This is a genomic window from Actinomycetota bacterium, from assembly GCA_030776725.1.
GTDB lineage: Bacteria > Actinomycetota > Nitriliruptoria > Nitriliruptorales > JAHWKO01 > JAHWKW01.
Genome location: JALYHG010000123.1, coordinates 1 through 12102, shown reverse-complemented (window position 1 = coordinate 12102; position 12102 = coordinate 1). Strand labels below are relative to the sequence as shown.

The window sequence follows — 12102 nt, the reverse complement described above, 5'->3', positions numbered from 1 at the left end:
CGCCTGTCGGCGGGGAGGTACTCGATCGCGAGCTTGCGGGCGAGGTAGTCGATGATCGACGTCGCGAAGCGGATCTCCTCGTCGTCGGTCATCCCGGCCGGCTCGAAGCGCATGTTCATGAACTTCTGCACGTACACCTCGAGCGGGACGCCGTACTGCAGACCGAGGCTGACGCTGATCGCGAACGCGTCCATCACCCCCGACAGGGTCGAACCCTGCTTGCCGAGCTTGACGAAGATCTCCCCGATCCCGTCACCGGGGTACTCTCCCGCGGTGAGGTAACCCTCCGCGTCGGCCACCCGGAACGAGATCGTCTGGCTGGGCCGCTGCTTGGGCAGCTTCCGGCGGACCATCCGCTCGCGGGTCTCGATGGCGGGGGACGGCACCGGCGACTCGGCCTCGTCGGTCTTGGTGACCGACAGCGGCTGTGCGACCTTGCAGTTGTCGCGGTAGATCGCGATCGCCTTGATGCCCAGCTGCCACGCGTCGTAGAACAGCTGCTCGACGTCCTCGACGGTGGCCGTTTCGGGCATGTTGACAGTTTTGCTTATCGCACCCGAGATGAACGGCTGTGCCGCCGCCATCATCTTCACGTGTCCCATGTAGTGGATGGCGTTGTCACCCATCGCGCACTGGAAGACCGGCATGTGCTCGTCGCGGAGCGCCGGGGCGCCGTCGATCGTCTTGTGCTCGTCGATGTGGGCGACGATCGCCTCGATCTGCTCGTCGTTGTACCCGAGCTGGTGCAGGGCCCGGGGCACGGTGCGGTTCACGATCGACATCGACCCGCCACCGACCAGCTTCTTGGTCTTGACCAGCCCGAGGTCGGGCTCGATGCCGGTCGTGTCGCAGTCCATCACCAAGCCGATGGTGTTGTGACTGACGAACCCGTTGGCGACGTAGGTGACGTTGTCGGGGACGGACAGGTCGTAGGTGAGCTCGTCGTCGCCGAGCTCCGCACTCACCACCGTGTCGAGCAGCCACCGGACCGACGGAACCGGGTCCACGTCGGCGCCGCCGTCGCCGGTGGCGTCGACGCCGACCAGGTCGGCCTCGTCATCCTGCGCCAGGACGTGCCCATCCACGTCCAGCACCGCGACCGTCGCCCCTGTCGCGTCGTCGTGCACCCGGCGGGTCGAGGGGGTGCCGAGTGCCAGCAACAACGTCTGCACCTCATCGCAGAACTCCTCGGACGTCGTGGACCACGGCATGCCGGCGGCGTGCCCGCTCGAGCTCGCATGAAGCAGGCCACGCAGGAACGCCGAGTACACCTTCCGGTCGTTGCTGTGCAGCACCGCGTCCGGCACCTGCGCGACACGGGCTCCGCTGGACGATCGTGTCCCCGCGAAGCCGCACGCTTCCCACCACGCCGCGAGCCGGTCGGAGGCGAACACCACGTCGACGCGGTCACCGCGCTGCGACACCTCCGCCTCGACGTCGAACTGCTCCTTGCCGGTCAGACGCAGGTCTTCGACCCGGTCGAAGTCTTCGGCGGGCACGTGCACGCGGACGCTGCCGTCGCGCACCGAACCGTCGCCGAGGACGCAGCCCACCAGCCACGCCAACTCCGCGGTCAGTTGCCGCGGGGCGACCACGCCACCGTCGCCCTCGGGCAGCGGCGGGAGCTCGACGCTCCGCGGCTCGCCGATCAGCTGGCCGAGCGCGAGCGGGACGCGGTCGCCCGGCTGCAGCTCGTCGAACCGCCGCCACACCCACTCCCCGGTGTCGGCGACGACCTTCACACGGTGGCGGGGCGTGCCACGCAGCCGGTAGCCGCGTGTCGTCGAGACGGTCACGACCGACTCCGAACCGTTCACGTAGAAGTGGGTCGCGTCACGCGGACCCTCGTCGGTGGACACCTGGACTCCCAGGGCCTGCCACCGCTGACCGGCGGGGTCCCCCAGCGACGCCAGACGCACCAGCCCGTGCTCGGTCGGCACCAGCGTGCCACCCACCAGACATCCGGTCGGTGCCAGGACCGTCGCCTGCGAGTTGCGGAAACCGTGCTCCGCGCCGACTTCGTACGCTTCCTTCCAGGCGCGTTTGGCTGCACCGAGCAGGTCACCGGGGACCGGGCGGGGATCGATCTTCTCGGCCTCGTCGCCGTGCATCTCGATCACGCGCAGCATGGCATCGGCGTTGCGGGGGTAGCCGGAGAACGGGCCGGTCACCTTCGCGATCTCCGCCGACGTGCGGTACGCGTGGCCCGTCATCAACGCGGTCAGCGCGCCACACCACGCCCGGCCCTCGTCGCTGTCGTACGGCAGGCCAAGCGACATCAACAGCCCGCCGAGGTTCGCGTACCCCAGCCCCAGCTCGCGGAACGCCAGGGCGTTGTCGCGGATCTTGTCGGTCGGGTACGAACTGTTCCCGACGATGATCTCCTGGGCGGTGATCGTCAGTTCGATCGCGCGCTTGTACGCCTCGACGTCGAAGCGGTCGGCCTCGTAGTCGTAGAACTTCTTGAGGTTCAGTGACGCCAGGTTGCAGGCCGAGTTGTCCAGGTGCATGTACTCGCTGTTGTGCGCGATGAGGGAGTGATCGGTGAACGCCCCGTCGTCCGTCACAGCGAAGTTGTGCGTCCCCTCGACCTCCATGTCGAACACGGTGACCGGTTCGGGCAGAACGATCCGGAAGACCTGCGACACGTGGTCGATCCGGTCACCGTCCGGTCCGACGGCGCGGAGCGCCATCCCGGGGTCGAGCAGTTGCGCCTCCACGTACCGCCCATCGGCGAGCAGGAAGCGGTGCTCCGGCGTGCACCGCAGGTTGACGCCACCGACCGTGACGACCTCGACGACGTTGCGCGCCTCGCCGGCGACCCACACGCTCGTCGCCCGCCGCCACACGTGCTCTCCGGACGCCAGGTCGTAGGCGCGGACCTCCGGCAGCTCCTCACCGGTGCGTGCCCGCTTGTCGAGCACGTCGAACCTCAGCAGCCCTTCGGATGTCTCGACCAGCGTCTCCGCGACGAAGCAGCACGGGTTGCTCGCGTTGATCCGCCCCGACTCGGGGCAGGTGTGCCAACGGTTGATGGTCGTGTCGTACTGCATGCCCGGGTCGGCGCACTCCCACGTGGCTCGTGCGATCTGGCTCATGACGTCCCGCGCCTTCTTCCGCTCGATCACGTCGCCGGACGTCACCGCGCGCAGCTCGTAGTCCTCGTCGTTCTCCCAGGCGCGCATGAACTCGTCGGTGACCCGGACCGAGTTGTTCGCGTTCTGGTACTGGATCGAGGCGTAATCGGGGCTGTCGAGGTCCATGTCGATCCCCGACTCGCGCAGGACGCGGATCTTGCGCTCCTCCCGTGCCTTGCACCAGATGAACTCCTCGACGTCGGGATGGTCGACGTTGAGGATGACCATCTTCGCCGCGCGACGGGTCTTGCCTCCGCTGCGGATCGTCCCGGCCGAGGCGTCGGCGCCGCGCATGAACGACACGGGACCTGACGGCTCCCCGCCGCCAGAGAGCTGCTCCTTGGACGAACGGATGGTGGAGAGGTTGACGCCCGATCCCGAGCCGCCCTTGAAGATCAGCCCCTCCTCGACGTACCAGTTCAGGATGGAGCTCATCGTGTCCTCGACGGCGAGGATGAAGCACGCCGAGCACTGTGGCTCCTTCTCGACGCCGACGTTGAACCAGACCGGCGAGTTGAAGGCCATCTTCTGGTTGACCAGCAGGTGCTTGAGTTCGTGGTTGAAGGCCTCAGCGGACTCCTCGTCAGCGAAGTAGCCGTCCGTGGTCCCCCAGGCGGTGATGGTGTCGGCGACCCGGTCGATCATCTGCTTGACCGAGCGCTCGCGCCGTGGGGTGCCCAGCTGCCCGCGGAAGTACTTCTGCGCCACGATGGTGGTGGCGTTCAGCGACCACGACGCCGGGAACTCCACGCCCCGCTGCTCGAAGGAGGTGGACCCGTCGCGCCAGTTGGTGATCACCGCATCGCGCAGTTCCCACTCCACCTCGTCGTAGGGGTGGACGCCCTCCCGGGTGAAGAACCGGCCGACCTTCAACCCGCGGGCACCATCCTCGGAGACGGTGGTGTGCAGCGGCTCACCGTCGCCCGACGCGTGCGGCGTGGTGAGGTCGGCCTGCGCGACCGTGGCGAGGTCGATCGCAGCCTCGTCGCGGCCGTTGTTCCTGGCCTGCGCCATGGAGTCCCTCCGGGTTGTCGAGTGACGGCGGTGGAGTTACGACGCTGTGATTAGAGAGGGCAGCTGGGTCAGTGTCAACGATGCGTCGCGACCGGCCAACCACCACCGGTTGGGCCGTTCCACATGGGCGAGCACAACATGTTGTGTTTCCACCGCGAAGCCACCGACGCTGCACCCGGTTATCCACAGGCTACCCACACGTTCGTCACAGCTCCGTCCACGTGCTTGCTGTTTGCGAGCAGCGCGCCGTCCGCACGAGAGGTTGCGTTCAGCGCGCCGCTCAGCCGACATGGTGGCACGAGGGCGTGACAGCCGGCCCACTGAGCTTGGCCTGCCAGTCGCGGCGCCCCACTACGCTTGTGATCACCGCCGGCCGGCTGGAGGTTCCCCTCATGCCAGACGACCGTCCCGAGGTGCACCTGCGCGTGCTGACACCCGAGGACGCCCCGTGGATGACCCAGCTCGACGACCAGGGCTACGAAGGCATGGCCCGGCGTTTCGCCTGGAACGAGGAGAAGCTCGCGGCCGAGATCGCCTCGGGGATCTGGGCGTGCGAGGAACAGGTCGGCTGGGCGGTGCTCGTCGACGGTGAGCCGGTCGGCTTCGCGTTCGCTCGCAACCTCACCGGCGGGGAGGGGGTGCTCGACATCCGGTTGAGCGAGGCCGTCCGCGGACAGGGTGTCGGCCGTGAGGCCCTGCGCCAGCTCGCCGATCACCACTTCGCTGACCACCCCGACCTGCTCCGCCTCGAGGGCCGCACCCACGAGCACAACGTCCCGATGCAGCGCGCCTTCACCGCCGCCGGGTTCCTCATGGAGGCCCGCTACCGCGACTCGTTCGAGCAGCCCGACGGCACGCTCGCGTCCGAGTGGGGCTACGCGATCACCCACAGCGACTGGAAGGCCGGCCGCCACCGCGCCGACGACAACGGCTACAACCTGCACGGCCTGTCGTTCTCCCTCGACAACCTCCCCGATGAAGGGGCCCACATGCCCAAGGGCTCGTTGACCAAGTTCCTCCAGGAAGGTCGTCGGGTGCTGGCCAAGTACGGCGGCGGCAAGGTCAGCGACGGTGAAGCCGCGGGGATCATCCACGGCGACACGATCCGCTACCGCTTCATCCACCGCTACCAGGAGCACGAGATCATCACCGGCCTCGGCCACGGCCGGTTGCAGCGGCGCGGCGACGGCCGCCTGGAGCTGATCGACGAGTTCGAACGAGATAAGGACGGTGCACGCGGTCTGCACGTGTGGGTCGAACGCCGCTGACCGCTTGACGGCGTGTCGCGCCTCCTCGTCGCGGGCGCGGGCCGCGGGTAGCGTCCTGGCGGCATCGGCGTCGCGGAGGTGGACTGGGCGATGCGTTGCCCCACGTGCGGCCAGGACCAGGACCGGGTCGTCGATTCCCGTCCGACCGACGACGGTTCGTCGATCCGCCGTCGCCGGGAATGTCAACCGTGCGGCGCACGCTACACCACCTTCGAGCGCCTGGAGTTGCCGCAGTTGCTCGTGCAGAAGACCTCCGGTGAGCTGCAACCGTTCGACCGGACCAAGGTCCGCGAAGGCATGGCTCGGGCCGCCAAGGGCCGGGTCTCCATCGACGCGCTGGACCGAGCGGTCGCCGACGTCGAGGTGGCCGTCCGTCAGCTCGGCGCTCGGCAGGTGACCAGCGAACAGGTGGGGCTTCAGGTCCTGGCACGCCTGCGTGAGCTCGACGACGTGTCCTACGTGCGGTTCGCGTCCGTCTACAAGGACTTCCAGGGCCCCGAGGACTTCGAGAAGGAGCTGAAGTCACTCCAGAAGGACGCGACGGTCGCCCTGACCCCAACGACACCTGCGACGTCGCCACGCCCGACCGGGTCACTCGGCCGGTAGGAGCACCACCGTCCACGGAGCGACCTCCCCCGGCGCGAGCAGGTTGACGGCACGGAGCCGTTGCAGGTACCCGCGGGGGTCGCTGCCCGCAGGCGCATGCGTCAACGCGACGTCCCACAGCGTCTGGCCGGGGCCGACCGTGGCGGTCCCGGCGACCAACGGCCGCTCAGCGTCCGCGACAGCCGCGACACGGCTCCACGCCAGCGTCAGCAGCAGGCAGACGAGCATCGCGACCGCCACCGTCACGCGCGTCCGCTGGGCGTGGCGGCCTCCTTCGATCACCGTCAGCGCCGGCCGCCCGGCGACCTCACCCGTCGCGCGTGTCCGTCTGCGCTCGCTGGTCGTCGCCGCCTCGATCATCACCGGCCTCCTGTCTCGGCATGCGTCGGGTGTACGTCACGGGTGTGACAGTCCCGACGCACGTTCGTTTCGGGTCGCCCACACACCGGGCGCATCCGCTTCCGAACGCACGTTCGCCACCCTCGCCGAACGTGCGTTCGTTCGTCAAGGAGCGAACGGGTGTGTTGCTTCGCGAGGCCTGGTGGCGATACCGTTGCCTGTCGAACGTTCGTTCGTCGACGTTGGGCTGGGACAGGCGGTGAGGGACACGGTGAGGGACCAGATGCGATCACGTGACGAGCTGACCCAGCGCCAGCGGCGCATCCTGGAGGTGATCCACGACCACCTCGAAGCGCGCGGCTACCCCCCGTCGGTCCGCGAGATCGGGAACGCCGTGGGGCTATCGTCCCCATCGTCGGTGCACGCCCAACTCGCGCAGCTGGAGACGAAGGGGTACCTGCGGCGCGACCCAACCAAGCCACGCGCCCTCGAGGTCCGCGTCGACGTGGACACCGACCTGGGGCTGCGCCCTGCCGTCACGCGCAACGTCCCACTGGTGGGTGAGATCGCGGCCGGCGCGCCGGTCGTGGCTGAGGAGCGGGTCGAGGCGCTGTTGCCCCTGCCGCGCGAGCTCGTCGGCGAGGGTGAGCTGTTCATGCTGCGTGTGCGTGGTGAGTCGATGATCGAGGCCGGCATCCTCCCCGGTGACCTGGTGGTCGTCCGCAAGCAGCCAGCCGTCGAACAGGGCGAGATGTGCGCTGCCTTGATCGATGGTGAGGCCACCGTGAAGTTCTTCCGCCGTTCCCGGTCCGGTGAACTGACCCTCGACCCAGCGAACCCCGTGTACGAGCCGATCCCGCTGAGCGGTGACCAGGACGTGGCGATCCTGGGTCGGGTCGTCACGGTTGTGCGCAGCGTCTAGCTCCCTCCGTCACGGACATCCCTGACGGCGAGGGAGCAGCCACCCGCCAGAGGCTCCCAGCGATGTCTTCGTGACCGAGCTCCTGCGCCCCCTCCCGGGCTGCGGCCGCCGACGGAAGCACCGTTCACTCCCCGACCGGCCAGTGCTCGACCACGACCTCCTCCATCGGGAAGTGGCTCGGGTTCCCGGTGGCGAGCGCCGCGCTCGCCCGCACGGCGGCGGCCGCGATGAGGCAGTCCGCCTGGTCCAGCGTGACGCCACGTTCGGCGAACGTGCGCCGCCAACGGCCGGCGACCTCCCCTTCGCGGGAGCCGAGCGGCACGGTCCGCAGGCCGCGGAACAGTGATGCCACGACCCCCTCCTCGTCCGGCCTCACCCCGCGCCAGACCTCTTCGATGTTGATCGCGCAAACGCACGGAACCTCGCCGGTGGCACGAAGCCGGCGAAGACGGTCGCCCGCCCGACGCCCACGCAGGGCGTCGATCAGCACCGTGGTGTCGAGCAGCAGCAACCCTCAACCGACCCGTCGATCGTCGCTCACCCTCTGGGCGCGCACCCATGCGGCAGGATCCTCGTCCCAGTCGTGGCCTGTCTCGGAGAGGCCGCCGAGCGCGTCTTCGATCGCGTCCCACCTGCGTTCGTCGTCGAGAGCCCGGCGGATCAGAGTGGCGATGAACGCGCTACGCCGACCGTGCCCGACGCGCTGATCGAGCTCTTCGACGAGCTCGTCGTCTAGCGTGATGTGCACGCGCATGGGCCTAGGCTAGCACATCGGATCGCCTTGACCCGAGCTTCGCAGCTCAGGTTCAGGGCATCCTGCGTCCGCTCGGCAGGCACCCACCGTGGGCGTGGCAGCTCGGTGAGCGCCCCGGCGGCCAGAACCACACGCTCAGATGGTCCAACTCCCCCGGCGACGGTGGCGGCGCGACCCGACTGCGGAAATCGACGTCTCCCAGCTGCCACAGCGCGAACACCTCAGCGAAGTCGCCCGCGCCCGTCGACAGGTCGTCGCAGCCGGAGCATCCGTACCACGGGGTCGACTCCGGCGCCCCGCGGCGCTCCAGCCACGCGGCACGTCTGGCCGGGGAGCCGGCCGTGACGTCGACGGCGTGTCCGATCTCGTGGGCGAGGTCGAACGCGGTCCGGGCCACCGGATCCCCGCGACGCACGAACACCTCGATGCGGCGGTCGACGCGGTGGAAGAGGGCACGCAGCCCGGTCCGGGCGGGGCCGAACTCGATCGTGAACCCCGTCGTGCGCCAGGGGTAGGTGATGCGTTGCAGCACCTGATCGGCGCGGTCGGCGAGCCACGCCGGGCCGTGCACGGTGACCGGCTCTCGGTCGTCGGCGGCGTCGGTCACAGCTGGGACGGACGGGGCGACGCGGGGCTCGGGTGGCTCGCGAGCGGCGGTCAGCGGTGCGTTCCACGGCGTCGCCTCATCGAGGTTCTCGGTCGCCGCCGTGGGGGCTGCAAGGGTCGCGCCCGACCGCGTGCGCGCGTCGACGTGGGGCTCGACGGTCGGAGTCGCGCTCAGGACCGCCGCCATCGAACAGGCGGCCACCAGCATGGCTGCCGCCCGTGGATGGTGCACGCTCGATGCTCCGTCGCTCACCCGAACGGGTCGGGATCGAGCAGGTCACGCATCGCACGTGCGACATGCTCGTCCACGGTGGCGACCAGCTCGGTCCCCTCGCTGGAGTGCTCCTGTTTGTGGACCTCCCCGTACCGGTGCGCGAGGTTGACCAGCTCCGTGCGGTCGTAGGGCACCGTGACGGTCACCCGGAACCGCTCGTCTGGCAGGCGGAGCATGACGCGCTCGACCAGCTCATCGATGCCAGAACCGGTCCTGGCCGACACCTCGACCGGTTGCCCGTTGGCGCGCGACAGGCTGCGGGACAGCGCCGCGAGGTCGACCGGATCGGCGAGGTCGGCCTTGTTCAGCACGAGCTGTTCGGGGACGCGATCCGCTCCGATCTCGGCCAGGACGTCGCGGACGGCCGCGATCTGCGCTTCGGCTTCGGGATGGCTGGCGTCGACGACGTGCAGCAGCAGGTCGGCGTGGGCGGATTCCTCCAGCGTGGATTTGAACGCCTCGACCAGCCCGTGTGGGAGCTTGCGGACGAACCCGACGGTGTCGGTGACGACGACCGAGCGCCCGTCGGGGAGGTCCAGCCGCCGCGCGGTGGTGTCCAACGTGGCGAACAGGGCGTCGCGCACCAGTGCGGACGCGCCGGTCAGCTCGTTGAGGATCGAGGACTTCCCCGCGTTGGTGTAGCCGACCAGCGCGACCGTGGGGACCCGGTTGCGGTCGCGCTCCTGGGTCTTGGTCCGTCGGATGCGCGCGAAGTCGGCGAGGTCCTCGCGGAGCTTGCGCATGCGCCGGTGGATGCGCCGGCGGTCGACCTCCAGCTGCGACTCGCCGGGTCCTCGGGTGCCGATACGACCCTCCTGGCGCGACAGCGCCTGTCCCCAGCCGCGCAGACGTGGCAGGAGGTAGGTGAGCTGAGCGAGCTCGACCTGAGTCTTGCCTTCACGGCTGACCGCGTGCTGGGCGAAGATGTCGAGGATCACGATGGTGCGGTCGAGCACCTTCTGCCGGACGCCCTCCTCGAGGTTGCGCTGCTGGGCCGGTGTGAGCTCGTCGTCGAAGATCACCGCATCGGCGTGGCTGGCCTGCAGCAGCGCACGCAGCTCGGTGACCTTGCCCTTGCCGATGTAGGTGGCGGGGTCCGGCGTCGCTCTGCGCTGCACGAGGCGACCCACGACCTCCGCGCCGGCCGTGTCAGCTAGTGCCTCGAGCTCGTCGAGGTTGGCCACGACCCGCTCGTCGGTCCGGTCGGCCAGCTGCACACCGACCAGGACGGCGCGCTCCACCGGCTGGAAGACATCCATGCCTTCGCGGGGGCGACCCTCCTCGACGACGTCGCGCTGCCGGCGACGCAACTCCGCTCGCGTGACCTCCCCGTCGTTCGACGGGCTCTCGCCGCCGTCGTGTGGGGCCGACGGTGCACGGTGGTGCGTCTGCTCCCGATCGCTCATCGGAGCCCCGCTGCCTGGGCGAGCCAACGACCGTTCAACTCGCCTTCCGCGATCTCCACCACCGGGCCGCGCAGCCGCACCGCCGGATCCTCCCCCGGGTCGTACCGGACCGTCAGCTCACCGCCGGGCCATTCCTCGACGAGGTCGGTGCCGGCGAGGTCGAGCAGCTGCAGCGCCACGAGCCCTGCGCACGCACCCGTCCCGCAGGCGGGGGTCTCGCCCACGCCCCGCTCCCACACCCGCATCCGCACCCGACCGGCGCCGACCACCTCGACGAACTCGACGTTGGTCCGCTTCGGGAACCGCGGATGGGTCTCCAACGCCGGGCCCAGGTCCGTCACGGGCGCCGCACCCACGTCATCGACCACCACGACCGCGTGGGGGTTGCCCATGGACACCGCCGTCACGCGGATCTCGTGCCCGTCGACGGACACGGGGACGTCCACCGCGCGATCACCGTCGGCGTGGAACGGGATCTCGGCCGGGTCGAGCACCGGGCGGCCCATCCCGGCCGTCACCGCGGTGACGGTCCCGTCGCGGTCGGTCTCCACCGAAGCGGCGACCACGCCAGCCGGCGTGGCGATGTGCAGCGTGCGTGACGCGTCAGCGACCAGCCCGTGCTCGACGAGGTGTTTGGCCACCACCCGCACGCCGTTCCCGCACATCTCGGCGACCGAACCGTCGGCGTTGCGGTAGTCCATGAACGCGTCCGCGCCGTCGGGTGCAGCGACGATCCGCAACACCCCGTCGGCGCCGATGCCACGGCGCCGGTCGCACACCGCCCGGACCAGCGCGGGGTCCAACGTGATCTCGTCGTTCCAGTCGGGGACGACGACGAAGTCGTTCCCGGCTCCGTGCGCCTTGACGAACCGCATACGAACGAGGGTACCGGTGGGTGGGCGGTCCTCCGCCGATCAACACCACACCTGGAGGACCTCCTGCGGCGTCGACCAGCGCACGCGCGGGTCGCGACGGAACCACGCCAGCTGCCGCTTGGCGTACCGCCAGGTCCGCGAGGCGATCGCGGTGTTCAGCTCGTCGGCGTCCAGCTCGCCGTCCAAGACCGCGAACGCCTCGCGGTACCCGATCGCCTGCGCCGCGGTGGTCGACAGAGGCTGCGGCAGTGCGGCCAGGCGGCGAGCCTCGTCGAGGAGCCCGGCGCCGACCATCGCGTCGGCCCGTTCGTGGATGCGTCGGCGTAGCTCGACACGGCCGGGATCCAGACCGCGGACGTCCAGCCCCGGGTAGATCGACCGGTGTTCGTCCCATGCTCGGGTGAAGCGGGAGAACGGTTCGCCGGTGAGTTCGATCACCTCGAGGGCGCGGACGGTGCGTCGTAGGTTGCCGGGATCGATCCTCGCCGCGGCGGCAGGATCGGCTGTGGCCAACGCTGCGTGCGCCGCGACGGGGTCGTGGCGGTGGGCGTCCTCGAGCCGCGCGCGCACGTCCGGGTCGGTTGGAGGGAAGCGCAGGTCGTCGACCACCGCGCGGAAGTACAGGCCCGAGCCGCCCACGAGGAGGGCGACGTGACCGCGCTCGGCGATCGCGTCGACCGCGGAGCGGGCGGCCCGCTGGAAGCACGCGACCGACGCCTCCTGCCACGGGTCGAGCCGGTCGATCATGTGATGTGGGACCGCAGCCCGGTCGGCGCGGGACGGCTTGGCGGTGGCGATGTCCATGCCGCGGTAGATGGTGAACGCGTCGGCTGCGACGATCTCGACCGGCTGGCCGCCGACGCCCCGCGGTCCGACCGCCAGCGCGACATCGGTCTTCCCG

Annotated in this window: 11 protein-coding genes; 3 read left to right on the top strand and 8 right to left on the bottom strand. The window is 69.9% G+C overall.

Annotation, left to right across the window (positions count from 1 at the left end; translation table 11 throughout):
• A partial coding sequence (locus tag M3N57_05845; GenBank protein MDP9022219.1) for a ribonucleoside-diphosphate reductase occupies positions 1-4151 on the bottom strand: 4151 nt, incomplete at its 3' end.
• A gap of 392 nt (positions 4152-4543) precedes the next feature.
• Between M3N57_05845 and M3N57_05840 the strand changes: the two genes are divergently transcribed.
• Together M3N57_05840 and nrdR are read left to right on the top strand one after the other, a co-directional pair.
• Positions 4544-5419 carry a GNAT family N-acetyltransferase gene (locus M3N57_05840; protein MDP9022218.1) on the top strand — a complete coding sequence of 292 codons (876 nt, stop codon included), beginning with the start codon at positions 4544-4546 and terminating at the stop codon, positions 5417-5419.
• A 90-nt stretch (positions 5420-5509) separates the two neighbouring features.
• Positions 5510-6025, top strand: coding sequence for a transcriptional regulator NrdR (nrdR, locus tag M3N57_05835; GenBank protein ID MDP9022217.1), 516 nt, complete (start codon positions 5510-5512; stop codon positions 6023-6025).
• Here the strand turns inward: nrdR and M3N57_05830 are convergent.
• Complete coding sequence (locus tag M3N57_05830; protein ID MDP9022216.1) at positions 6011-6385, bottom strand: hypothetical protein; 375 nt, start codon at positions 6383-6385, stop codon at positions 6011-6013. The two genes, nrdR and M3N57_05830, sit on opposite strands and share 15 nt — an antisense overlap.
• A gap of 262 nt (positions 6386-6647) precedes the next feature.
• On the opposite strand from M3N57_05830, the gene lexA reads away from it, so the two are divergent.
• Positions 6648-7286 carry a transcriptional repressor LexA gene (gene lexA / locus M3N57_05825; GenBank protein MDP9022215.1) on the top strand — a complete coding sequence of 213 codons (639 nt, stop codon included), beginning with the start codon at positions 6648-6650 and terminating at the stop codon, positions 7284-7286.
• Positions 7287-7410: 124 nt separating this feature from the next.
• Here lexA and M3N57_05820 read toward each other — a convergent pair whose 3' ends face one another.
• From M3N57_05820 to miaA, 6 genes are all read right to left on the bottom strand, one after another.
• Positions 7411-7797, bottom strand: coding sequence for a PIN domain-containing protein (locus tag M3N57_05820; protein MDP9022214.1), 387 nt, complete (start codon positions 7795-7797; stop codon positions 7411-7413).
• A 3-nt stretch (positions 7798-7800) separates the two neighbouring features.
• On the bottom strand, positions 7801-8040 hold the full coding sequence (locus M3N57_05815; GenBank protein ID MDP9022213.1) for a ribbon-helix-helix domain-containing protein: 240 nt from the start codon (positions 8038-8040) through the stop codon (positions 7801-7803).
• A gap of 52 nt (positions 8041-8092) precedes the next feature.
• Positions 8093-8878, bottom strand: coding sequence for a hypothetical protein (locus tag M3N57_05810; protein MDP9022212.1), 786 nt, complete (start codon positions 8876-8878; stop codon positions 8093-8095).
• A gap of 17 nt (positions 8879-8895) precedes the next feature.
• Positions 8896-10326: a GTPase HflX gene (hflX, locus tag M3N57_05805; protein ID MDP9022211.1), complete on the bottom strand. Its 1431-nt coding sequence runs from the start codon at positions 10324-10326 to the stop codon at positions 8896-8898.
• A complete protein-coding gene (gene dapF / locus M3N57_05800) occupies positions 10323-11201 on the bottom strand; it encodes a diaminopimelate epimerase (protein ID MDP9022210.1) in 879 nt (292 codons plus the stop codon). Before dapF ends, hflX begins: the two co-directional genes overlap by 4 nt.
• Positions 11202-11240: 39 nt before the next feature.
• Positions 11241-12102, bottom strand: an 862-nt coding sequence (miaA, locus tag M3N57_05795; protein ID MDP9022209.1) for a tRNA (adenosine(37)-N6)-dimethylallyltransferase MiaA, incomplete at its 5' end; no start/stop codon positions are given.